The organism is Pseudoalteromonas luteoviolacea (assembly GCF_018100925.1).
Taxonomy (GTDB): domain Bacteria; phylum Pseudomonadota; class Gammaproteobacteria; order Enterobacterales; family Alteromonadaceae; genus Pseudoalteromonas; species Pseudoalteromonas obscura.
The window spans coordinates 161,750-186,407 of record NZ_JAGJEH010000003.1 but is presented as its reverse complement, the minus strand read 5'-3'; the positions used below and the strand labels follow the sequence as shown (position 1 = coordinate 186,407).

Below are 24,658 nucleotides of genomic sequence, written 5' to 3'. Positions count from 1 at the left end.
CCCTAATCAAGAACGGGCCATTTTGAAGGTGTTTTTAACATGGCCCCTGAGCATGCTGATTCAAATGCCTCTCTAACAGTTAGATCGCTACTGTCATCAATCCATCCATCGCAAAGAGTAAAGCCAGTTTCATCTTTTACTATCATGTACCAGTTAGCGAAGCTATAACCATCGTTTGTATTGCGCTCCAAGTAAAAGTAACAATCTAGGTAGGTGCACTCTAAGTGTGTATCTTCTTCGTAGCTAGAAACTAAAATCTCCATTTAATGCCCCACCTTTTTATTCATCATTTATTAAAATTTGGCTTTGGACAAAGTTGTACATAGCTCTTGGTGTGCTAACAGTTACTATTGTTTCGCAAGTCCCTGTACCACAACTAGTCAGCTCTACTAAGCTGTGACAGCCTGAGCCGTCAATCAGTACACCGTGTCCGTTTCTTGTGTGTTCATGATGTGAGTCCATCGCTTCACACATCTCCTGAAATTCATCAGCGGCAACAAAGTCGCTGTTGTGCACGCGTATGTAAGTTTCTGCTAAAGCTATATCTGTAGTTGTGATGTACGATCTGTAGCCTTGGTCATCTTCTTGTTTTTCTTTGTAATCACTAAGCGCTTTGTTAGCTTGCACCAGATGTTCTAGAGAATACCCTTTGAACTCTTCTACATCTTCATTTGTGATAGATCCTATACCCTGCAAAAAAAATGCTATTTTCATTGTGCTGGCGTGGATAGGTTTAGCTTGTTCAACTTCCATAATTTATGGTCCTTATAATTTCTAAATCTAAAACTCGTATTCGTTACCGTTGACGGCAACCCGCTTTAGTTCGTAATCATGACTCTCAATTTCTGCTTGTTCTGGATCGCAGTTGATCTGCAAGTTCTCATAGTTGAAATTGTCCATTTCATCATCGGGCCAGTCGATTGTTTGGCTCATTTCGACTAAAAACTTCACCTCTACTTTTGCCATTTCATTTTCACCCAAACTAGTCTGATTTATATGTCATTTCTGCGTTTTAAAACGCAATCTATTGAGCAGGCTAGCCACTCTTCACTTTCGATTAATTCTTTCGCGCAACCATTACAGACAGAAATACAACGATCACCATCTTCAACAGCAATATGTCTGTGTTCTTCGCAAAAATATCTTTCACATCCAAGCTCTGTTTCACCATGCATGTCACCACACGCATAACTTAAACCGCGATTTATTTTGCTGTTGCAGCCTTGATGATCACACGTTGCTTCAAATGCATAGCCAATTGGCCTGCCTGCGCTATCTTCACCGCAATTACTCCACCCCATAAATCCCTCCGAGATTTCTAATGTTAATTTAATTGGTTCATATAACGTGTCATTTCACCGCCAATCCATTGACCTACGGGCCTAGGAACACCGTTACCGATTTGCTTGTAAGCTGATGTGTTTGATACAGGGAACTTGAAACCATCATCAAGCCCCTGTAAACGCGCAAACTCACGAACTGAGTAGGGCCTTACACTCATTGGAAAACGTTTATCTACTACAAGGCGCGTTGATTTATCCTTGGCGTAATGTGCTACGCATGTTGGTGCTATGTCGCCTTTAGCTGGATCGCTAATGATTGGTAAATCGCGGTACTCGCCATTCATGCGTGCAGTAATGGCTTTTGGTAATGTGACTTGAGGATCACTCTCTAATACAGCGGACAGCGGCAATTGTTTTGAGTTTGCTGGTGGGCGAATTGAAAAGCTGCGCCTTGTGCCAACTATAATTAGTCGATCACGTCTTCGCGGTAGCCAAGTAGTGGCTTGAATAGGGCAAAACACCTGCACGTAGTAATCGGGCATTTTTGTCATTGCTTCCATTACTAGCGGAAAAGCTTTCATGCCAGGCACATTTTCAACTACATAAAACTCTGGTCTAGCTATGGCTAGGTGCCGCAATGCATGTAAGAAAAGCTCATCGCCTGTGCGCGTGCCGTGAATGTCGGCAATGGTTGAGTATTTAGTACATGGATAAGTGAATACCATGCCGTGGCAAGTGTCTTGTTCTAGTACCAGCTCTTCAGCTATATCACAGTGCTTAATGTGATCACCAAAGTTGTGCTCGTAGGTTTTTACTGCCTCTTTGTCTAACTCAAATGCTTGATTGATACTAATACCTGCATCTAATAAGCCGCTATCAAATAGCCCCGCACCACAAAAATAACTATTGATACTTATCTGCATTGAATCATTTCCTTAGATGTTTACCGTGTAAACAAATCTAGCAAAACAAGTTTACCGTGTAAACATTTTTATCTATTATTTTGTTTACACGGTAAATTGATATAGGATTAAGTCAGTTTGAATAAAGAGTTAGAGCAAATGGCGCAAAGTAAAGATGAGCGAAAAGCCTCCATTGCAGCGGCTAGAAAAGCACATCATGAAGCACAGAAAAAAGAAAAGAAACGCCTGGATGCATATGTTGAGCCTACAACAAAAGATGGGCTAAAAGAAATTAAAGCCTGTTTTGTTGACGTAAAAAACGAAGGGCAGGCAATTGATCGAGCGGTAGAGTTAGCACTAAATGTAATCAAAAAGGATTGAATAATGAAGCTGTTACTTACTATTTTGGCGTCGTTTAGTTTTTGTGTTTCTGCCACAAGTGGTGGCGGTGATAAAACTGACCCGCCAGCAATGAGCTTTAGCCAAGCCAAAAAAGAGCTCAAAAAGATCTACAAAGCACAACCCAAGACCTTTTACTGTGGATGCGATATCGAGTGGCAGAGCAAGAAGAAGCTAGTTCCAAGCACCGATAACTGTGGCTACGCACCTAGAAATGAATTTACCAAGAAAGGAAACGTAAATCAGCGCGCACAGCGTATTGAATGGGAGCACGTAGTTTCTGCATGGGAATTTGGACACCAGTTACAGTGTTGGCAAAATGGTGGGCGCAAGGCGTGCAAGAAAATCCCACAGTTCAAAGCGATGGAAGGTGATTTACATAATCTAGTTCCGGCTATCGGAGAAGTAAACGGAGATCGCAGTAATTACAGATTCAGAATGATTGAGGGCGAAAATCGAGTATACGGTAGTTGTGATGCAGAAGTTGACTTCAAAGCTAAGGCTTTTGAGCCTGCCCCTGAAATTAGAGGCGACATCGCCCGTACATACTTTTATTTTGAACAAATGTATGGATTGAAAATAAGCAGCCAACAGAAGAGGTTGTTTAGTGCTTGGCACAAGCTTGACCCTGTAGATAAGGCTGAATGTATCATTCATGAAAAAAAAGCTCAGAGGCAAGGGTGGGGAAACGATTTTGTTAGTATTGACTGCACTTTCACAATTAAGTGAGTATGGCTAGAAGGTAATTTTAGGTGTAATACAATGGAAGAAGTAGTTAACTATAAGTTTGCTTGTGGAAACTGTGGGCAAGAATACATCGGCTTCTACACTGTTGAAGTGGGGACTTTTCCAGTTTTCGAAGTTATCGAGAATCATGCATCGAATAACTGTGAAAGGTGTTCAAGTAAAATAGATATAATATTTAGATATGACAAAGCAGCAGCTAGATCGGACTATGTATCTCCTGACATTGTATCTTCAGAAGATGCCTTTTACGTTTATTCAAAATCTTATACAAATGCACTCTACTCATTGAAAGAACTTAGTGATTATGAAGGTCCAAAAAGTGATCTCATACATAGGTTATTCTTCTCACATTCAATAACAATTTTAGAAACATACTTATCAGACTTGTTTAAGTTTTTTATAAACAATAACTTCGAATGCTTTCTAAAGTTTCTTGAGTCATCGAGGCATTTAAAAAATGAAAAGTACACTCTTGCGGAGTATCTTAGGAATCCATCAATAGCTTTAGATAAGGTTAATGAACGACTAAACTCTATTGTCTTTCATAACTTAAGTAGTGTTGACGCTTTGTTTCTTGGTGTTTTTGAGGTGTCTTTAAATAGCATTATTGGTAAGGAAAACAGAAGCGTACTACAAAATATAATTGAAGACAGGCATGATTTAGTGCATAGAAATGGAAAAAGCATCTGTGGTGATGTACATGAAGTTTCAGTTTCCACAAAAGACAGGGTGATCACCATAATTGATGATGTTATTAGGGCTATTTATGACTACGTAACAAGTCTAGAAATAGTTTTGGATAGAAATAAGATACATGTATGGCGTTACATGGATTCTATTTAGCATTTCGTTTTCCCTTTAAAGGGTTTGCTTTTTTATAACAGATTGTGGTTTACATGGTGACATCATTGGATAGTCTTATTTTTATTAAGCAAGTAATAGATATTTTTACTGCGTTGCTAAGCCCTATTATTGCTATATCCGTTGCTTATATTGCTTATCAGCAATGGAAGTTGAATGTTGCCAAAGAAAAACGTGATCTAAAGTCTGATAGGCTGAAAATTTATCAGTCTACTCAAAGGTTGTTAAGAGGTATCGACAACACGCATAAAGTTGATCTTAAAGTGTATGAAGATTTCCAAGAAAGCGTAGCTTTGGCTGATTTTTATTTTGATGAAGGTGTCGTGGATTGGTTGCATAACGTAGATATGGAAGTATCTTGCTGGCTTAATAACCTTGAGATAATCGACGCTCAAGAATATGAATTAAAAGAGTCGGCTTTGGCTTTCTGCGGTCCACAAATAAAAAAGTCTATTGATGCTTTGCAAGACTATCACTGTCAATTATTGAGTGTGTTTAAGGAGCACTTACAGTAGTGACTCTTGGTTTTCATTAATTTGAAAGTGCGTTAAAAGCAATATTTGTGCCATAATTTGAAAAATTCAAAAAAATCCTTTACAATATAAATTGCTGGTGGTTAGTTTAATGACTAAATCGCCAGTATCACACCCCTCTTATATATTTCAGCTTTAATCAAATGTTTTCTTAACGCGATCATCTCGTGGGCTTTCTACTGTCTATGGGATATTCGCGTACTCTTTTTTTGATTAAAGAACGGAGCTTATGGGGGAATTTAAAAAATAAAGAGGAAATTATATGCACAACAAAAAAGACAACAAAAGCAAAGTGTTACTGGAAAATGAAAAATGCAAAGATAGTAAAAAGGAAAACCCAACTAATTATGAGCTTATCAAAAACGGTTTTGTTAGATGTTTCTTTAGCTGGGGTGTTAAGCATTTTTTTGACGTCATCGTCGAAAATGCACACATATTTCTAGGCTAGCTACAGAGGCTCTTTAGCTCAATCTTGATCGCACTTGTAGGCTTTTCCTAAGCATGCGAGCCAACACCTCAAAACATCTACACCTTGCATTGAGCTTCTTGATGCTATACCTATAAAAGTACTACCTGAGCTGTTTTTCCAAACCTTAAACTGTTTCTTTTTAATCATTGCTGGTCGATGATTGAAACTAAAAAGTGGATTTTACAAGTAGGCTTCTAAAGTCGAAAAGTTAAAGAAAAAATAAAAACAAAAAAAGTAATGGTGATGTTAGTACCATTTCGATTTTGGGTAAGTCTTTATATAACAATGCCTTGTGTTTATTTTTGCAACATTGAGGGGGTGGTGAGCTATGCTCGTGGGGGTTCAAGTCCCCCCATTCGCACCAAATATTAAACCCGTAGCTATTTAGTTACGGGTTTTTTCATGTTTGGATCTGTATGTGTTGTAATCGAGTTCCTCAAATATCGTATTTTAGAATGTCACCCACGTTGTGATTAAAACCCTTTATACACTGTCATAAAATTTATCAACTCTTATCAAAATTGACATTAAGCACCTCAATCGCAGCTCTTAGGTCGAGTGCTGTAGCTAGTAGCAAGCCTTTTGTCGATCCAGTAAACACAGCTCAGCCCCACATAGCTAGTGTCCGGTGAATATAAGTAAAGTACTATGTATTGGTTTGCGCACTTAGAGCACGTAATTAGAGATGAAGCGCTTAGTCGTATTGCGTTGGCAATAGGGTTAATACGAGGGTCGCGAAGTGGCACTATTGGCCTTTAGCGGGGGTCTGTGATTAGTCAAATGAAGGTTGCCTGCTACATGTATGGCTAACATGGCGCAGGCAACCAGCAGTATGCAAATTGAATCGTTTAAGTCGCGTTGTTATTCAAAAGCACCTTCGCAATCCACTTTGCGTTGTCACCTCTTAGTATACTGAAGTGATCGCCCTGTAGTTTGGTGGTGGCAATATTGGACGCATGCCTGTCCAAGTAAGCGATATATTTGTTTTGGTCAGCGGGGCTTTGCGTCGCTAAAATGAGCTGCGTACGACCCAGCTCCCAACTTGGCTGGTACTCAATATGTAACCGTGATTGCAAATTATACAGCGACTTCAAATGTTCCGCGACTTCAATCGAATCGATATTTTCATTCAATGTGGCAGCATCAACAAACCTGGCAGGATGAATATAGGTATCTAACATGATGAGTTCAACTTGGTATCCCGAGTCAATTAACCTAGCAGCTAATTCTAATGCGAGTACACCACCATAAGAGTGGCCAACAAGTTTAACTTTATTTAAATCACGTTCAGCGATTGCGTTAGCAAACGCTTCCACATTCTCTGTAATACTTGTGAATGGCTTTTCACCTGAAATAAGACCCTTATGCCTAAAGACTCCAATTTCGCCTTCAAAATCCTTCATGTGCTGCATAATGTCGATAAAATCTTTATCTGTACTGGCAACACCTGGAATGAAGTAACACCCCATTGTTGGAGAGCCCTCTTTATCCGTTGGCTGAAGAAGTGGCTGATCCAAAAGGTGTGTTGAACAGAGAGAGTCAATTAGCTCGGCTTGAGTCTTGATAGTATTAAACTCAAATACTTGAGACAAGCTCACTGGTTTTTGCAATACCGTGTGAATTTTAGAAATGAGTTTAACAGCAAGTAATGAGTGCCCACCAATTGCAAAAAAGCTTGAGCCAATACTTAACGCATCAATATGGGTGTCTAGTACCTCAGCCCAAATTTTTGTGAGGGTAATTTCAGCTTCGGTGCTCGGTGCTTCGTACTGCTCAGCGCTTGTTTCAAAGGTAATGGTTGGCAATGCATTTTTATCTATTTTACCGTTCGCAGTTAAAGGCCATTCAGATACGATCACAACCTTATGCGGCAGCATGTAATCTGGTAGCGCGGCTTTTAAACTTTGCTGAATTGTTTGCTCTAGTTCGGACGAGTTGGTAGTAACCAGCTGGCTTTCTGCTTTGACATAAGCGACTAAATACTGATTGTGGTTAAGTTCAGTGATGGTCACAAGTGCAGAGTCAATCACTGGAACTTGCGCAATTTGCGACTCTATTTCGCCAAGCTCTACCCTAAAGCCGCGAATTTTGACTTGGCTGTCTTGTCGGCCGACAAAATGCACGGTGCCATCTTCTAAAAAGTATCCAAGATCTCCGGTTCTATACAGCAACTCAGAGCTTTGCTTATTTTGAGGGTCATGATAAGGGTTTGGTACAAACTTCTCTTTGGTTAAGTCTAAGCGCTGCCAATACCCTTTTGCTAATCCAGGACCACCAATGTAAAGTTCACCAATACTGCCAATAGGAGTAGGCAAGAGATAGGGGTCTAAAACCAACAACTGATAGTTCGGGTTTGCTTTTCCAATAGGAATGTTGAGCGCTTGGGCATCTTTAGGTGAGGTTACATAGCTTGATGCAGTGACGGTTGCTTCTGTCGGTCCATAGGTATTGATAAGAGCAGTGTTATTCCCTAATTTTTGATAGTGATTTTTAACCGTTGTTGCAGTGAGCGCTTCACCACCGACAATAACTTTTTGCAAACTATGTACAGGTACAGAAAGCTCATCTGAGGTGGTTTGCGCCCAAAAAGCGGTGGGTAAGCTAGCGATGGTGATACTATGCTGATTACAAAATTGTATGAAGTGGTCAAAGCTATAAGCTGATTGCTCATTCCTTAATACCAGCTGTGCACCAATACACAAGCTAGCACACAATTCTTCAATGAAGATATCAAATGAGATGTTTGAAAATTGTAAAACAACGTCATTGTCACTGACTTGATATACCGTTTTGATATGCTCTTGGTAATTGAGCAAGGCACTGTGTGCTACCATTACGCCTTTTGGTTGACCTGTTGAACCAGAGGTATAGATGATGTAAGCCGTGCTTGATGCGCACAGCGCAAGCTGATCTTTCGCTATGTTTTCGGTTGCATAGCGGCTCAGTACGCCAGTTTGATTAATAAGGTGGTCTAAGTCTATTTTATCGACAGGATTTTGTTCTAATGTCTTGTTGCCACTGCCTTGAGTGAGTACCAGTTTTAACTGGGCATCATCAAGCATATACTCAATTCGGGACAAAGGGTATGCAGGATCTATTGGCACAAACCCGCCGCCAGTTTTTAAGATTGCAATTACACCGATCACCATTTCAATGCTGCGATCTGCACAAAGGCCAACCAGAGTTTCGGCAGATACGTCGAATTTATCTCTGATGTATCGAGCAAGTTGATTTGCTTGTGCATTGATCTGCGCATAGGTTAGCTCAGTGTCACTGCTTACAAGCGCGACTTTGTCAGGCTTTTCATGGGCCATTTGCTCAATGAGTTCGTGGAGACATTGATTGTCGTTAAATGATCGGCCTATACCGTGAGAGAGATGCAACAGCTGATTTTTTTCTTCGTTGCTGTAAGCTGGCAATGTCAGAGGTGGCGCCCCTTTGATGTCGGCAAAGCTTTCAGATAAATTCTCCATAAGCGTACACAGGTGATCACTCATCTTTTGAACTCTTTGTTGAGTAAATAGACTTGAGTTATATTGCCAATGCACCTTGATACCAGTTTCACAAATGGCAAAGTCGACTTCCAGATCAAATTTGGCTAGCCCTTGTTGCGCAGTTAACAGTTCAAAGTGCGTATCGCCGTGTTCCTCTGTGGGCTGCAGCGCATTATCCATTTGCCCAAACTCTGAATTTATGGTGACCATAATTTGAAAGATTGGGGTGACTTGCGTAGAGCGTGACTCTGATAAGTGTTCAACCAATTGTTCAAAAGGTATATCTTGGTGTTTTTGTGAATTTAGGTGGACTTCACGTAGATGGTTAAAAAAGTCCTGCCAGTTTGCTTGTTCAGTATTCACTCTTAGTACGAGTGTATTGACAAATAGTCCGACAAGTGGTGCCAGCTCTGCTTTCAATCTATTCGCGGTTGGTGTGCCGACGATGATGTCATGAGAGTTACTGTGTTTGGTGATGATAAGTGAGAGTAAACCATGCATCAACATGAATGGTGTTAACTTGGCATCCTTCGCGATGGCTAACAATTGAGCTGATGGCTTTTCACCAAGCGCTGACTCAACCACCGCCGCAGGGTTTGCCTGGTTTTGAGATCTCGGTTGGCAAAGTGGCAACGCGTGTGTAGCAGGCGCATCTTGTAAGTTATCCAGCCAGTAGTGAAGTTGCTGCTTTAGCCTTGAATCATCCAAATGTGCTCTTTGCCAAAGTGCAAAGTCGGCATATTGAATAGACAAATCTTCGAGCGGAGATGGCTGAGCTTGTTTATATGCAGAGTATAGGGCTGTAAATTCTCTAGTGATAACCTCCATCGACCAGCCATCAGACGCAATATGATGCATGTTGTAAATCAGTGTACTTTTGCTTTCAGTGAGCTTTACGATATGCGCGCGCAGCATCAAATCTGAGGCTAAATCAAAAGGTCTCGAAAATTCAGCATCGAGTTTCTCATTTAGTTTCTGTGTTTGAAGCGCCGTAGAATAGGCTGTTAGATCTGTAACCTCAATTTTAAAGTCAACCAGCTCTGCCGATCGCACTTTTTGCTTAATTTCGCCGTCTTGTTCATGGTACGTTGTCCGAATAATTTCGTGTCGTCTGACAATTTCGCTAAAGGCGTGCTGGAGAGCCCCCAAATCTACCCCACCTTCGATATTAAAGGCGACAGGCATGTTATATTCTGCAGAGCCGCTTTGCAGCTTATCCATAAACCACATACGTTGTTGTGCATAGGAGACGGGGAGCAGCTCTGAGGAATGCTCTCTGGGCACTAGAGGAACTGTGTTGCTTGCTTCGGCGTTACTGGCGTCAATTTGCAGTGCTAAATGCTCTAAATTTTGAGCATTGAACACTTGCTCTACAGAGATGTCGATACCAAAGGCTTGAGATATTTCAGCGACGAGCCGAATACAAAGCAGTGAATGTCCGCCCAGCTCAAAGAAATTGGCATCAATGCCAATAGTTGTAGCGTCAACGCCTAATAATTCGGCCCATATCTTTGCAATGCCTTTTTCTGTTGCTGTGCGCGCTGGTATGGTCGCGGCTGGTGTGTGCGTATCTGGGGCAGGGAGTGCGCGTTTGTCTATTTTTCCATTCGCCGTCATAGGCCAATTGTCGACAACGATAAACGTACTAGGCACCATGTAGCTTGGTAACTTATCGACAAGACCTTTCTTAATGTCGGCCAATTCGGTATCAGAGCATTCACTTTGCACTGTATCGCACAGCTGCATATAAGCCGCAAGTTTCACTGTTTTGCCACTATTGAAAGTGATGACCAACGCAGATGTTACTTTGTGATGCTCTACCAGTTTGCTTTCTATTTCGCCCAGTTCAATGCGAAAGCCGCGAATTTTAACTTGGTCATCTGTTCTACCAACATATTCAAGTGTGTGGTCAGGCAGGTATCGAACTAGGTCTCCTGTTTTATATAAGCGGTCCGATGCACTTGATGTTCTCGATGATATAAAAGGGTTTACAATAAATTTTTGTGCGGTCAACTCTGGTTTGTTGATATACCCAGTGGCAAGTCCATCACCACCTACACATAGTTCGCCAATAGCGCCATGAGGCGTTAAATTGTTGTACTTATCAAGTATATAAATTTCATCGCAATGTAGCCGTTTGCCAATTGGGATGACTTTAGAACGCAGCGGAAACTCAAATTTGTGGGATGTTGTAAACGTCGTATTTTCCGTTGGGCCATATGCGTTGGTAAGCTGTAAGTGCGCGAGCTTTTTCTGAGCAAGCTTTACTGTCGCCAGATCTAACGCCTCGCCTCCTACAATTAGCTGTTGTAGGGAATCGAGCCTATCATCGAGCAATAACCACTCTTTAAAAAATGCAGTGGTTAGGAACATGGAGTTGACCTGATGTTTATCTATGGTGGCGTTGAGCTGTTGTGGAGTGAGGATATTATCTGGGTATAATATAACCTTACCGCCGTTGAGTAATGGTCCCCAAACTTCTAGTGTCGCCGCATCGAAAGCGATATTTGCGGTATGTATCATCACTGTACTGCTATCCAATTGCATAAAGTTTGGATTGGTGATCAGTCTAATTATGCCGAGGTGTGGTACTTCAACCCCTTTAGGTTTGCCCGTGGAGCCTGATGTGTAAATAATATAGGCTGGAGTTTGTGCATCTGGCGCAATGGGCGAGAGAAGCTCGTTATCTTGGTCTATCTCGGTATTATCGAGTGAGCTGATTGCTTCTGATAGATTGCATATTTCACCATGCCAGTTGGCAATATCGAGGTCGTTTTTGGTGTGCTTTAGAATAAGCTGGGGCGACGCATCTTGGAGAATGTGTGCTAACCGCGTGGCAGGAGAGTTAATTTCCATGGGCACATAAGAGCAACCTGCTTTTAAAATCGCCAGCATACCAATGACCATTTCTATTGAGCGTTCAGCAAACAACCCTATTGGGCTATTATCCTCGAGTTTATGATTTTTAATTAGTAGTTTAGCTAAGCCGGTTGCCTTGTCGTTGAGCGCTTTGTAGGTAATGGAGTGCGCTTCAAATACGACAGCGACGCGATTCGGATTTAAATTCGCCTGCTGGTCAAGGAGTGTACATACACTGTGTGATTGTGTGTATTCAATCTCTCTGACATTCAAAGCGTTAATTAATAGTGCTTGTTCGCTTTGTGGTAAGAGCGCCAGATCTGATATCTTGGTTGTAGCTGGGTGAGTGATATTAGAAAAACTTTCGAGCAGCACTTGCAAGTGGGTATGAAGTTTTTCAATGTACGACTGTTTGTAGATGCTTGGGTCATACTGCCAGCTTATATCAACGCCATTGTCGCTGATATTTAGAGAGATATGCAGTTCGAATTGAGCGGGGGTACCTTCAGACTCAAAAACGGTTGCGTCGACATCTGCCAATGCAGAGTGGTTAAGAGTTTGCTGATCGTTTAATCCGTACTCAGTATTACTGGTAAACATGATCTGAAAAAGCGGGTTGTACCCGCCATCTCTTGGCACTTTTAGTCGGTCAACCAGCTGGTCATAGGGCATTTCCTGATATTGTTGAGCTGATAGGTGAACTTTTCTCAGTGCAGCAAAGTAGTCACCTAACATGTTGATGCTTGTGTCCACTCGCAAAATGAGCGTATTGACAAAAAAGCCAATGAGCGGTTGCAGTTGCGCTTGTGAGCGGTTGGCGATTGGCGTGCCTACGACAATATCATCACTGTTAGAGTGTTTTGACATGGCAATGGAGAAAATGCCATGCATTAGCATAAATGGTGTGACATTTAGGTCTTTCGCAAGCTTTAAAAGCTTACTGGCGCAATCGGCATGGAGCGAACCTGAAACGGTTTGTGCTTGACGTGCATTATCTTCTACGGTCACAGGTTCACGGTGCAAGCCATGTATTAATGGAATATCGCTTAATTGCTGTTGCCAGTATTTAAATTGTTGATCAAGGCTAGGTGCATGCTCATGTTGCCATACTGCATAGTCGCTATACTGAATATCCAATGGAGGAAGCGGATTTGAGAGTCCAGTTTTAAATGCATCGTATAGTGCAAAAAACTCTTTGATAAGCACTTCGATAGACCAACCATCCGATGAAATATGATGCATATTTAAGATGAGAATACCACTGGCTTGGCTGGTATGTATGTAACTTACACGCAGCATTAGGTCTTTGCTTAAGTCAAATGGTGTGTACATATTTCGCTGCACAATATCGGCCAGATCAGTGTCCGTTTGCGCTGAGCTTAATGTCGTTTCGTCAATGGCAAAATTGAATTCAGATAAAGGTTTAACCTGCTGATAAGCGGTGCCGTTATTATTGATATAGTTGGTTCTCAATATCTCATGTCGGCTTACAATGCAGGAAAAAGCACGTTTAACCAAAGCTAAGTCGAGTACGCCTGAAATTTTAAAGGCAATGGGCATGTTGTACTCAGGAGAGCCTTGTTTAAGCTGATCGATAAACCAAAGTCGTTGTTGTGCGAAAGACAAAGGCAGTTTATTTCCTTTGTCCTTTACTGCCTCAATTTGTTCTTGAGCGTCCTGCGAAGCCGTCATGGCGGCTAATTTTTGCAGGTAGGCTGTCAGATCAACTTTGTTTTCTTTAATTGTTTTCGATAACTCAGGTGTAATGGCACCCTTGGGTGCCTTTGCGCGTAGTTTTGTCTCTTCATCTAAATACAAAGTGATGTCGAGTGATGCCAGCTTTTGCAGCAGTGCAGGAATATTTTTTTTAGAATTCGACATCTTCAAACTCCGTTTCTTCTAATTCATTGAGCTTGTCTTGTGCATCCAAGTTCAGTTTTAAAGAGTCGCAAATTTGTGCGAGTTCCCTAAGCTCTGAGACTTCATAAAGACCTTGCAGCTCCAGCTTGAGGCCGAGTTCCTGCTCTATACGACTCAGTAGACGGATCACAAGTATTGAGTGTCCACCTAACTCAAAGAAACCGTTATGAATACTGATTTTTTGCGCTTCAATTTTGAGTAGCTCAGCCCAAATATTGACTAGTGTATGCTCTGTGTCTGTTTGAGGTGCGACGTATTCTACTTCGATACTTTGCTGTGGCTGAGCTAATGCCTTTCTATCCAATTTACCATTAGGGGTCAAAGGCCACTCATCGACTATCATCAAGACACTTGGCACCATATAATCAGGCAGTACACTATTAAGTGTTGATTTCAATCCACTGAGATAGTTGCTTTGATCTCCCTCGTTTAACGCATTGGTTGGTTTTACATACGCCACAAGCTGTTGGCTGCCCGCAAGTTCCGTTGCTACAACCAGAGATGAATCCACCCTAGGTTGCTGAGATAATTGTGCTTCAATCTCGCCGAGTTCAATCCTAAAACCTCTTATCTTAACTTGGTGGTCTATGCGGGCAATAAACTCTAAGTTACCGTCTGGTAAATAACGAACCAAATCACCAGTCCGGTATAGCCGTTTGGAGCTATTTGGATTGCTCGCATCGAAATACGGATTGTCAATAAAGCGCTCTGCTGTTAACTCTGGGCGATTGAGATAGCCGCGAGCCAAACCGGCACCGCCGATGAATAATTCTCCAGCTACACCATGTGGGGTCATGTTTAGAAACTTATCCAACACCATAAGTTGAATATTATCAATGGGCTTTCCTATTGGTACTCCGTGACTGATATCTCCATTGCAGTTCCAGTAACTTACATCAATTGCAGCTTCTGTTGGGCCATATAAATTGTGTAGTTCTGTATTTGGTAATGCTTGTCGTACCCCTTCTACGTGGCTCACTTGTAATGCTTCACCGCTACAAAAGACTTGTTTCAAATTAGTACAGAGTTTGAACTCTTCATTTTCGAGCATGGCTCCTAGCATAGAAGGTACAAAGTGAAGTTTCGTAATTGCACTGCGCTGAATAAGCTCACATAGGTAAATAGAGTCCTTATGCCCTTCTGGTTTTGCAATGACTAACCGTCCACCGTATGACAGTGGCCACACAAACTCCCATACCGATACATCAAAGCTATATGGTGTTTTCTGGAGTACAGTATCGTCGACGGTCATATTGTACTGGGTTTGCATCCAGTGAATTCGGTTTACCAACGCTTGATGCTCTACCATGACACCTTTAGGCTTACCAGTAGAGCCAGACGTATATATGACATATGCCAAGTGAGATGAGGTTAGGCCCTGTGCCGTAAGATCGACATTTGTAGTGGGGAATTGATCGAAATATGAATTGTTCTTCATATCGATGAGTGTACCTGTATAGATCTCATGCAGTACCACAGATGTATTATTCTCGCTCAGCACAACATCTAAGGACGCATCATCAAGCATATAGCTTAAGCGCGCTTGTGGGTAACTTGGATCTAAAGGTACATATGCACCCCCGGCTTTAAGTATAGCGAGTATACCGATGACCATTTCTAGTGAACGCTCGATACATAGACCTACCAATGTATCTGGCTTAACATCGTGTTGAGTAACTAAACAGTGCGCTAACTGGTTTGCTCGTGCATTCAGTTCACCATAGGTCAGCTGCTCATTTTCAAATACAATCGCGATATTATCAGGGTGCGCTGTTGCTTGATGCTCGAATAACTCGTGGATACATAGATCCGATGGGTAATCTGAAGCAGTATCGTTTAGAGCGTGTAGCAAGAAGTCAGCTTCCTCTTGGTTAAGCATAGGTAACTTCGAAGGACACAGTTGTGTATCTGTTGCACAAGATTGTGCACTTACAGCTAACACCATTTGCTCTAGGTGGCCCATAAATTGTGTGATAAATGCTTTGTCAAACAAGTGACAGTCAAAGGTGCAGCTTAAATCTATTCCGCCATTGGTAATTCGAAAATCAACATGAAGGTCAAACTTTTCATGAATTACATTTGAAGAGTAAGGCTTGAGATCTATGCCTGGTAATGTGAAATTTTCCTCGTTGGAGCTGATGCCATACTCTGTATTGGTTGTCATCATAATTTGGAAAAGTGGCGCATGGCTGGTACTTCGAGTGACATTTAAGCTTTCAACTAACTGTTCAAACGGAACATCCTGGTTTTCTTGCGCCTCTAAATGTGTGGTTTTCACATGTTGTAGGTATTTTGCGATAGAGCCTTGCTCGACGTCTAGGCGCAAAACCAGGTTGTTGATAAACATACCAATTAAATTGTCCACTTCCGTATGAAGGCGATTGGCGACAGGTACACCTATCACAATGTCATTGGTGCCGCAGTAGCGGGCGAGCAACAGTGCAAAAATACCATGGCAGAGCATAAATTGCGTAACCCCATGTTTTTTTGCCATAGTTTGTAGTTGATGCGCCGCGTGCTCTGGCAAACTGAGTTTTACAAGGTCGCCCTCGTACTGTTTGATGTTGGGGCGTGGATATTGTGTCGGCAAATTATGCACTTCCGGCAAATCTACCAATTGTTGTTGCCAATAGGTCAATTGCGACTCAAGCATTGCTTCATTTAAATAGCTTCGCTGCCAATGGGCATAATCGGCATATTGAATGTCGAGCGCTGGTAGAGGGTTGGTTTGCCCTGCATGAAAAGCACTATACAGCGTCACGAATTCTTTAGTAAATACCTCTAAAGACCAGCCATCTGAGGCAATATGGTGCATATTTACAGTCAGCACACCTTCATGCTCACCAGTCTTAATATATTTGGTTCGAAGCATTAAGTCGCAGGCTAGGTCAAATGGAGTTCGTATCTCTTGCTCTACCAATTGTTGTATTTGGGCAGTCTGATCTGCACCGTCTGTGATGGCAAGGTCAATGACCGTGGTTGCAAAAGACACATTTTTTGCGCTCTTGATGTGCTGCGTGACTTCGCCATTTGTATTGATAAAATTGGTGCGCAAAACTTCGTGACGGTCCACAATTGTCTGGAACACGAGATTGAGCAGCGGTAAGTCTAAGTCACCATGGAGCTCGAAAATAATCGGCATATTATATTCTGGCGTCCCCCCTTGCAGCGAGTCCAGAAACCATAGTCGTTGCTGTGAATACGATAGGGGGAGGTATTTGCCTGTACGCTCAACGGGAAGGATTGGCGGGCGCTCAACACGGTTACTCTGTGTATCAATAATGTTAGCCAGCGCGGTTAAGGTTGGCGATTGAAACACATCTTTTATGGCGACTTCACAATCAAGCTGAGTACGAATTTCTGAGGTGAGACGGACTGCTAATAAAGAATGCCCACCCAATGAAAAGAAACTAGATTCTCGGCCAATTGAATTTTTTGGCACGCCTAATAGCTCTGTCCATATCACTGCCAGTGTTTGTTCTGTGATAGTTTTTGGAGGCGAAATACCTTCATCATCTACCACATCGTCATAGGCAGGAAGCCTTTTTTTATCGGTTTTACCATTGGTAGTCAGGGGCCAGTTTTCGACCACGATAAATCTGTTTGGGATCATGTATTCTGGCAGCTTTTGAGATAACTCAGCTTTTAATTCAGAGATATCAATAGTTGCTTTTGGCAAAATATAGGCGACCAGCATCTCACGGTCTTCAATCGCAATCACGCAAGATTTAGCAATCTTACTACAGTTAGTTATTTGACTCTCAACCGCACCAATTTCTATTCTAAACCCGCGTATTTTAACTTGCTCATCCTTTCTGCCGATATATTCTAATTCACCATTGTCCAGCCAGCGAACGAGATCACCACTGCGGTATAACAATGGAGAAGTATCGCCAGGGAAGGTGTTAGGGATGAAGCTTTGCTTGGTAAGCGCTGCATTGTTTAAATACCCTTTACCGACACATTCACCGCCAATAAATAACTCGCCGATAGCACCGTCTGGTACCAATTCACCGTTGTGATCTACGACATAGCAGTGTGTATTAGAAATAGGGGCTCCGATTGCGATACTTTCTGGCCACTCATCTACTTCGCTGGTCAGCACGGTCGACGTACATACGTGCGTTTCTGATGGACCATATTGATTCACAAGCCTGATATTGGGATGGCGTTTAAAGAATGTACGGATCTCAGGCGTGATGACTAACAATGCTGCGGTAGAAATAACAACTTCAAGTGATGGGAACAGAAGTTGCCTTTCGTTGCTGTAACTGGCTAGTGTTTGCAGCATAGAGTAAGGCAAATTAGCGAGGCTAATATTTGCTGATTGGAGCTTTGTCGCTATTTCTTCAACGTCAAACTGTTCAGTTTCAGTAACCAATTGCAATGAACCGCCTTGCAACAAGGCTAAAAATATATCGGTAAAACTCATATCAAAGCCAATCGATGAAAACTGCAAAACAGTATGTGGCTTAGCTATTTCTTGGCAGTTTTCCTGCATCGCATAAATAAGGTTTACCAAAGGTTTGTGGTGCATGCCGATCAATTTAGGCTTACCTGTTGACCCCGACGTTGTGAGTGCGTAAGCAAGGGATTGCTCGTTTACAGAAACTTCGAGATCGGGTACTTCTTGAACCCAGTCAATTTTGTCCAAGTGAATAATATCAATATTGGCAGTGTCGTTTAGCGCCTGTGCATTGACAGAGCTGGAGAGAATGAGCCCTACATTTGCATCTTCTACACGCTCAACAATAATCTTATCGCTGTGTTTAATGTCCAGAGCCAAATACCCACAGCCTGCTTTTAATATGCCAAGAAGCCCAGCTATCATTTCCACAGAGCGCTCAATGTATAAGCCGACGAGTGGATTAACCATTGCTTTTTTATAAGCCAGGATCTGGTGTGCGATAATATTGGCTTTGTGATTCAACTCTCGGTAGCTGGTGGCACCTTGATTGGTGATAACGGCACATGCATCAGGCGTTAGCTCTGTTTGTTGTTCAAATATTTGGTGCAGGCACTGCGGTGTTTCCCTAGCTATTGTCGAGCCAGCAGCCTTATCAAGTAGCTTGTCGATTTCTGTATTTGACAACATAGCGATGTCGGCAAGTGCTACTTGGCCGGTAGATTGTTCTCCCAAATTGCTAATAGCAGTAAGCGCATTGCACAGGTGTTCTACAAGCAGCTGAATTTGCGATTCACCAAAAAGAGCTTCGTCATATGTCCAATCAATGAAAAGACCTTTGTTTGTGAAGCTCACATCAATATCCATATCAAATTTTGATGTCGATTCGGCTAAATCGAGTGGTTCAATATCAATACCCGGCAGCTCATATTTGACATCACTTTGCAGTTTGTAGTCCGTCATTGTGGTGAGCATTATTTGAATGAGTGGAGAGTGGCTGGTACTGCGCTCCAGTTTTAAATGTTCAACCAATTGATCAAAAGGAACATCCTGATTCGATTGTGCTTCTAAGTGGACTTCCCTTACGTGTTCAAAATAGGCTGCCAAATTGGTGTGATTGGTATTCAATCGTAGTGCGAGAGAATTGACAAAAAAACCAATTAACGGCTCAAGCCCAGCGACCAGTCGATTGGCTACGGGTGTACCTATAACAATATCTTGCGAGTTACTGTGTTTTGATATGACCAAGGCCAATGTTGCGTGAATGAGCATAAATGGCGTTAGCTGAAAGTCATTTGCTATTTTTTGTAGTTTAGTGGCAATGTCTAACGAGAGAGGTTTGCTCACCGTTTTGCCAACACTTTGTTTTACTTTTGGTCTGGCGTTAAGGGTTGCGATCCCATGAAGTGCAGGGGCACCGTCTAGTTTTTTCTGCCAGTAAGACAATTGCGTGTCTAATACTTTGCCGTCTAACCACTCTCTTTGCCAACATGCATAGTCGGCATATTGAAATTGCAAAGGTGGAAGTTCAGCACTTTCACCTGCGCTATGCGCTTGGTAGAAAGTAACAAACTCTCTGGATATAACATTCATTGACCAGCCATCTGAAGCTATGTGGTGTATATTGAAAAACAGCACACCAGAGCTAGGTTGAGTGTCAGTCGCATTTGACGTGTGGATATAGAGACAGCGGAGCATAAGGTCTGAACTAAGATTGAATGGCTTGGCTGCATTTTGTGTAATGATGCTTTTGACTTGCGACTGTTTTCTATTATCTGCTACTTCAGTGAGGTCATACCGTTCAATATCGACTTTTGGGTTATCACATACTTTTTGGTAAACAAGGCTTTGTTCAGTTTCAATATAAACAGTTCTTAAAACTTCGTGCCGCTCAAGTATGGACTGTAAGGCTTTTTTGACCGACGCTAAGTCTAATGAACCGGTAACTTTAAAAATAAGAGGGACGTTATACTCTATCCCTCCTCCTTGTACTTTATCTAAAAACCATAACCGCTGTTGCGAGAAGGACAGTGGGATGCGGTCTTTCGGATAAGTATGGGGTTTTAGCTTCGAGCGAGTATTAGAGAGTTGTGAAACAACAGAGATAATACTGTCTTTATTTTGCTTAAAAAATTGTTTGTCTTCGTTAGACAGTGACGCAAGATTACCTTTGATGATAAGTTTGCCATTTTGTGAGCTGACCTTTAACCCGTTTTGAATTTTTTCTTTTATAAAGTTTCTTATGATATTTAAGTCGTTAGCCATAATGTTCTACAGTGCTTATTTGGTTAGGGCGGGGGGTTAAGACAATTTAACCTCTTTAATAGTTTGATACGCCTCGACTTTAATCAAGGCGTGTATCATCTAGCTATTAACGGTTGGATGTGTTGATTTTATTGCTATAAACCCCATTTATTATTACAGGGTTATATTTAAACGCATGGTTCACATTGCCTTTCAACTAACCTAGGTTTTGCACTTTTTTCTGTAGTGGCGGTGACGGGAATGGTGACCAATGTCTTGTGTAGCCCACAATTAAACTGCCATACCATTTCGGAGAGCGTATCTTGGTGCCATTTAAATTCAATGGTGCGCTCGACACTCCACCCGCGGAATTTAAATAGTCCATCGCTAAGCGGTTCTAAAGTAAAGAGAGGCTTTTCATCTAACCAAAATTGCAGTTCACTATTGTTGATTAACTTTATTTGGCCACTAATGATGCCTAGGATACCGTCATCTGTTTCAAATATGCCTTTTAACAAAGCGGCTGAGATATCAAAGTCACACTGATATTTTTTAAGAGATTCAACAGCAAGCGGCTGGCTATTTTGATGGCTGAGTATCTGCTTTGCAGCTATTGCTTTTTGCTCAGATTGAGGGAATAGCTCAAGTAGTTTGTCGGTGATATAGGCATCAAAAATTAGGTGAATACGATGTTTGTCACTGCCATTATCTACGCTATGCGGTACTGAAAAGTCACCATACCACAACTCACCTTCTGGCCAGTGAAACTCCTCTTTACCAAACCTCATAATGACATTTTCATCAGTTTGAATAGGGATGTGTAATCTGACTTGGCCATATTGGAGCGCTACAAAAGTATCACAGTGCTCTTGTATTGACATGCCAGGTCCCATGGATGACAGCCTAACGGTACGAATATCACCACCGAAATACGACATCAGCTTACGAATATATGGAGTGTGTTTGCTCATCTCGTTATATTCATAGTCATGGATGCTTGGGCCTCCTGGGTCTGTCCGAGATTCGCTGCCACCTAGGGAGCGCAAACTGACCACTTTCCAGTTTCCACTATGATAAACAGTAGTATTTAATCCAGGGACATTTTCAGCAATAAAAGGAGACTCTTTGTGCCACTGAAGTCTTTGGATAATTTCTAGTTCTTTTTTTAGTTCTGGTAGGTCAATATCCATATTTAATTTACTGCATATTGAAAGTGACATTTCTAGCTCCTTTAACTTGCTAAATATAACTATTTAACTTTGGGTCGTTTTATTTTTATTTTAGTTTTTATGTTGTGGCTTTTTATTTGCCATCTTTTTATTTTTTTGCTTTTTTGTTTTTATTTTTGTGGGGCTAGGTGAGTAGAACCTTGTCATTCAACTCACCTATAGGGCTAGTTAATCTCCAGATTTCAAGCTATAGACAAGAGGTCTATTTAATATGGGTCTCAATGGTACGTAACAGGCAATCCAAGAAATTGCTAAAATCAGCGCAAGTGTGTATACGCCAATCGCAACAAGTTCAAAGCCTATATATTGAGAGAGTAAATTAGGGTCAATTAGATAAGCGATGATCAGCATAGCTGTAGCAATAGAGACTCCCACAGCATATGATTTGAGATTGTTTTTAAAGACAAACAAAATTAATTGCTTGCGTTTAGAGCCAAGTGCTAATCGCGTACCTAGTTCAAATTTGTTCATCTGAGTGGTGTAATTGAGAACACCGTAAAGACCCAAACCGGCTAGAATTGTGCTAATTAAAGAAATGGCGAGGGTAGAAATAATGGTAACAATTTCGCCAAATTGAGACATGTACTTTGTCTGTGCAAGTGACTCAAATTCAAACACAGCCAACTTCGAATCAATACCATAAATAATGTTAACGATATCAGTTCTATCAACTGTTTGATTGTCTTTAATTTTAATGAGCATGGACTGGTTTGCCTTGTCGATTGGAACGTATAAACGTGCCGCATCATTTTCAGCGCCCGGTACCATGATGTTATCTATTACACCAACAATGACGTGCTCTTTGTTTCTTACTAAGAGCTTTTTGCCTAGTGCACTGTCATTACCAGACAACAGCCTAGCAAAACCCTGATTGACAACAAGTGCATTGCTATCACCATTGAGTTCGCTGCGGTCAAAGCCTTTCCCTTCTATGAAGGAAATATCTAGTGTATTGAAGTAGTTGCTATCAACACTTTTACCAATAGGAACAAAGTTCTCATTTGTTTCGACGTCAGTTGCGGCCCACATACTAAAAGAGGACAGCGGGGATTCGCCAAATGTGACAGATTCAACTTGCGGTAGCCTCTCTATTTGGGCTTTCGTTTCAACAAGTAGCGCTGCCATTTCATCCCACTTCACAGAATGCTTTTCCATATGCGAGAAGTTAACATTGACCAAGCCATCGATTTTCATGCCAAGAGGTTGGTTAACTTTCTTGTAGGCCTCTGAAAATAAAACAGAGGTTGCGAAAATGATAAGGCTTGCAATGGCAATTTGGGCAACCATTAAACTGGAGCGAGTTTTTTGTGACACCTGTAAACCAGAGCCTTTACCACTTGATTGAATTGCGGCTCTTAGCTCTTTGTAATTTATCATTGATAAATTTACTCGAGAGAAGGTGAGTATCAGAACTACCATAAGTACAAATGCAGAAATGACGCTCATAAAGTTGAGGCTTAGCTCATTACTTCTTGGAAGAAGGTCAGTGAAAAATGCTTGCATGATCTCAATGCCAACATAGGCGATAACAAGTCCAAAAATCGCCGCTGGTAGCATTAGTAATGTCGCTTCAAGCAAGAATATGACATGCAATTGAGATTTCTTTGCACCGAGAGCTGCGTTGATAGCGAGTTTTCGGTGTTGTTCAATTGTTCTTGAAATAAATAAGTTAGTGATGTTAGCCATGGCTATCAACAATAATGCAAATGCCCCAAGAACCAACATAGTCACTGTTTTTTGACTGTCACCTAATACTTTATCTTTCAATGAAGTGACGATTAGCTCGATTGACCACCCTTTGAAAAAAGGAATGCCGACATTATTTTGGTTAAAAAGCTCACTGGCTCTTGGTGATGATTGCTGAGCGGCAATATCTGCTGTCACACCTGCTTTTACTTTTGCAACGTAGACGATGCCACCATCAATGTACGACCAAGTTTCTTTGGCCATTGCGGAGTTTTGGTCCCAAGTTAGCCAAACGCTTGTAGATGACTGATCTGCACGGATCCTTGGTTCAATAAAATCGGGTGATAAAACCCCGACAATTTTGTAAGAGATGCCATTAAAGCTCACACTTTGATCTAGTACGCCTTCATCTGAATTGAACATTTCTTGCCAAGTTTTGTGGCTCAAAACTGCTAGGGGTATGTGACTATTCAATCCTTCATCAGCTGTAAAAACGCGACCTAAAGACGTTTTCGCGCTAGTGATATCAAACCACTCAGGTGTCACCGATGTGGTAGCAACGGTTGGTTGAGCACTATCTGATGTCATCACTGAGGTTGCATAAAACATCAGTGCACTAGCATCAAATGAGTCATTATTTTTGTAGATTTCAATGGCGCCAGGGTAGGTAAATGCATTACCCATCACGCCCCCTTCCGCATTTAGCGCTCTGTACTCAACCGTGACTAATCTCTCCTGATCAGGGTAGGGAAGTGGTTTGAGAAACATGTAGTATGCAAGCGTTAAAACAGATATAAATGCGCCGAGTGTTAAGCCAAGTGTTGCAATGACACCAAACATTAAGGTTGGCTTGCGACTCAGGCTCTTAATGGATTGTTTGACTACTAACGTTGAATTCTTCATACGGCTTCACTCAACTGTTCCTCTTCAACTTGCAAAACCCCGTCTTTTAGCTGGTATTTAGTTCTAGCCATGTCCGCGTATCTGCTGTCGTGAGTTACCATGCAAATCGTAGTACCTTGCGCATTTAGCTCCTCTAAAAGCTGCATGACTTGATCACCAGTTGTAGAATCAAGGTTACCTGTCGGTTCATCAACTAATAAAATAGCAGGATCAGCGGCAAGTGCTCTGGCAATCGCAACCCTTTGCTGCTGACCACCAGACAGTTGATTTGGGAAGTGATCGAGTCGGTGTGACAAGCTAACTTTTTCTAAGCATTCTTTTACTTTTTTATCAATTTCTTCCGCAGCAAGCCCATCAGTGCGATAGGTTAATGGCAGAGCCACGTTGTCATAAACAGAAAGCTCTTCGATTAGGTTAAATGATTGAAAGATAAAACCTAGTTTAGTGTTTCTTACTTCGGCTGCCTGATCTTGAGTGAGTGAAGTGACATCTTTACCTTCAATTTTTAGCTCTCCGCCACTCGCTTCATCTAACAGACCTATGATTGATAGCAGAGTAGATTTACCCCCACCAGAAGGTCCAGATATAGAAACGTAGTCGCCCTCGTAAATCTTAATATTAATGTCTTTTAAAGCATGTGTTTCGACAAGATCTGTATCGTAAACCTTGGACACATGATTTATTTCAATCTTGATGTCTTTGTTCATGGATTTTCCTTTATTGT

Annotated in this window: 15 protein-coding genes; 5 read left to right on the top strand and 10 right to left on the bottom strand. The window is 41.6% G+C overall.

What is annotated here, in order from left to right; translation table 11 throughout:
- Nucleotides 1–2: 2 nt before the first annotated feature.
- Genes J8M00_RS06685 through J8M00_RS06665 form a run of 5 tightly spaced genes read right to left on the bottom strand, consistent with a single transcriptional unit; the run spans nt 3 to nt 2,206 of the window.
- Nucleotides 3–263: a hypothetical protein gene (locus J8M00_RS06685; protein ID WP_211009543.1), complete on the bottom strand. Its 261-nt coding sequence runs from the start codon at nt 261–263 to the stop codon at nt 3–5.
- Between the two features lie 16 nt (nt 264–279).
- Entirely contained in the window at nt 280–753 is a 474-nt protein-coding gene (locus J8M00_RS06680; RefSeq protein WP_211009542.1) for a hypothetical protein, read from the bottom strand.
- A gap of 27 nt (nt 754–780) precedes the next feature.
- Entirely contained in the window at nt 781–966 is a 186-nt protein-coding gene (locus J8M00_RS06675; protein WP_211009541.1) for a hypothetical protein, read from the bottom strand.
- Between the two features lie 26 nt (nt 967–992).
- Nucleotides 993–1,301, bottom strand: a complete 309-nt coding sequence (locus J8M00_RS06670; RefSeq protein ID WP_211009540.1) for a hypothetical protein — start codon at nt 1,299–1,301, stop codon at nt 993–995.
- A gap of 23 nt (nt 1,302–1,324) precedes the next feature.
- Nucleotides 1,325–2,206 carry a DNA cytosine methyltransferase gene (locus tag J8M00_RS06665; RefSeq protein WP_211009539.1) on the bottom strand — a complete coding sequence of 294 codons (882 nt, stop codon included), beginning with the start codon at nt 2,204–2,206 and terminating at the stop codon, nt 1,325–1,327.
- A 117-nt stretch (nt 2,207–2,323) separates the two neighbouring features.
- Between J8M00_RS06665 and J8M00_RS06660 the strand changes: the two genes are divergently transcribed.
- The 5 genes from J8M00_RS06660 to J8M00_RS06640 all read left to right on the top strand — a co-directional run bounded on the left by J8M00_RS06660 (nt 2,324) and on the right by J8M00_RS06640 (nt 5,173).
- Nucleotides 2,324–2,566 carry a hypothetical protein gene (locus J8M00_RS06660; RefSeq protein WP_211009538.1) on the top strand — a complete coding sequence of 81 codons (243 nt, stop codon included), beginning with the start codon at nt 2,324–2,326 and terminating at the stop codon, nt 2,564–2,566.
- A 3-nt stretch (nt 2,567–2,569) separates the two neighbouring features.
- Complete coding sequence (locus J8M00_RS06655; protein WP_247687273.1) at nt 2,570–3,313, top strand: endonuclease; 744 nt, start codon at nt 2,570–2,572, stop codon at nt 3,311–3,313.
- 33 nt (nt 3,314–3,346) lie between these two features.
- Entirely contained in the window at nt 3,347–4,174 is an 828-nt protein-coding gene (locus J8M00_RS06650) for a hypothetical protein (protein ID WP_211009537.1), read from the top strand.
- Between the two features lie 65 nt (nt 4,175–4,239).
- Nucleotides 4,240–4,707, top strand: a complete 468-nt coding sequence (locus J8M00_RS06645) for a hypothetical protein (RefSeq protein ID WP_211009536.1) — start codon at nt 4,240–4,242, stop codon at nt 4,705–4,707.
- Nucleotides 4,708–4,987: 280 nt separating this feature from the next.
- The gene (locus tag J8M00_RS06640; RefSeq protein WP_211009535.1) at nt 4,988–5,173 is read left to right on the top strand and encodes a hypothetical protein; all 186 of its coding nucleotides are present in this window, start codon (nt 4,988–4,990) and stop codon (nt 5,171–5,173) included.
- Nucleotides 5,174–6,042: 869 nt separating this feature from the next.
- On the opposite strand, the gene J8M00_RS06635 is transcribed toward J8M00_RS06640, so the two are convergent.
- From J8M00_RS06635 to J8M00_RS06615, 5 genes are all read right to left on the bottom strand, one after another.
- Complete coding sequence (locus J8M00_RS06635) at nt 6,043–13,428, bottom strand: non-ribosomal peptide synthetase (protein ID WP_211009534.1); 7,386 nt, start codon at nt 13,426–13,428, stop codon at nt 6,043–6,045.
- Nucleotides 13,415–20,137 carry a non-ribosomal peptide synthetase gene (locus J8M00_RS06630; RefSeq protein WP_211009533.1) on the bottom strand — a complete coding sequence of 2,241 codons (6,723 nt, stop codon included), beginning with the start codon at nt 20,135–20,137 and terminating at the stop codon, nt 13,415–13,417. Before J8M00_RS06630 ends, J8M00_RS06635 begins: the two co-directional genes overlap by 14 nt.
- A gap of 167 nt (nt 20,138–20,304) precedes the next feature.
- Entirely contained in the window at nt 20,305–21,336 is a 1,032-nt protein-coding gene (locus J8M00_RS06625) for an aspartyl/asparaginyl beta-hydroxylase domain-containing protein (protein ID WP_211009532.1), read from the bottom strand.
- Nucleotides 21,337–21,513: 177 nt separating this feature from the next.
- A complete protein-coding gene (locus J8M00_RS06620; protein WP_211009531.1) occupies nt 21,514–23,934 on the bottom strand; it encodes an ABC transporter permease in 2,421 nt (806 codons plus the stop codon).
- The gene (locus tag J8M00_RS06615) at nt 23,931–24,641 is read right to left on the bottom strand and encodes an ABC transporter ATP-binding protein (RefSeq protein WP_211009530.1); all 711 of its coding nucleotides are present in this window, start codon (nt 24,639–24,641) and stop codon (nt 23,931–23,933) included. The genes J8M00_RS06620 and J8M00_RS06615 overlap by 4 nt, the downstream gene beginning before the upstream one ends.
- Between the last annotated feature and the right edge of the window lie 17 nt (nt 24,642–24,658).

Coding starts and splice junctions, on each gene's coding strand:
- J8M00_RS06650 (WP_211009537.1), top strand. CDS start 3,347: ATGGAAGAAGTAGTTAACTATAAGTTTGCTTGTGGAAACTGTGGGCAA.
- J8M00_RS06675 (WP_211009541.1), bottom strand. CDS start 966: ATGGCAAAAGTAGAGGTGAAGTTTTTAGTCGAAATGAGCCAAACAATC.
- J8M00_RS06620 (WP_211009531.1), bottom strand. CDS start 23,934: ATGAAGAATTCAACGTTAGTAGTCAAACAATCCATTAAGAGCCTGAGT.
- J8M00_RS06670 (WP_211009540.1), bottom strand. CDS start 1,301: ATGGGGTGGAGTAATTGCGGTGAAGATAGCGCAGGCAGGCCAATTGGC.
- J8M00_RS06685 (WP_211009543.1), bottom strand. CDS start 263: ATGGAGATTTTAGTTTCTAGCTACGAAGAAGATACACACTTAGAGTGC.
- J8M00_RS06635 (WP_211009534.1), bottom strand. CDS start 13,428: ATGTCGAATTCTAAAAAAAATATTCCTGCACTGCTGCAAAAGCTGGCA.
- J8M00_RS06640 (WP_211009535.1), top strand. CDS start 4,988: ATGCACAACAAAAAAGACAACAAAAGCAAAGTGTTACTGGAAAATGAA.
- J8M00_RS06665 (WP_211009539.1), bottom strand. CDS start 2,206: ATGCAGATAAGTATCAATAGTTATTTTTGTGGTGCGGGGCTATTTGAT.
- J8M00_RS06615 (WP_211009530.1), bottom strand. CDS start 24,641: ATGAACAAAGACATCAAGATTGAAATAAATCATGTGTCCAAGGTTTAC.
- J8M00_RS06625 (WP_211009532.1), bottom strand. CDS start 21,336: ATGTCACTTTCAATATGCAGTAAATTAAATATGGATATTGACCTACCA.
- J8M00_RS06680 (WP_211009542.1), bottom strand. CDS start 753: ATGGAAGTTGAACAAGCTAAACCTATCCACGCCAGCACAATGAAAATA.
- J8M00_RS06630 (WP_211009533.1), bottom strand. CDS start 20,137: ATGGCTAACGACTTAAATATCATAAGAAACTTTATAAAAGAAAAAATT.
- J8M00_RS06655 (WP_247687273.1), top strand. CDS start 2,570: ATGAAGCTGTTACTTACTATTTTGGCGTCGTTTAGTTTTTGTGTTTCT.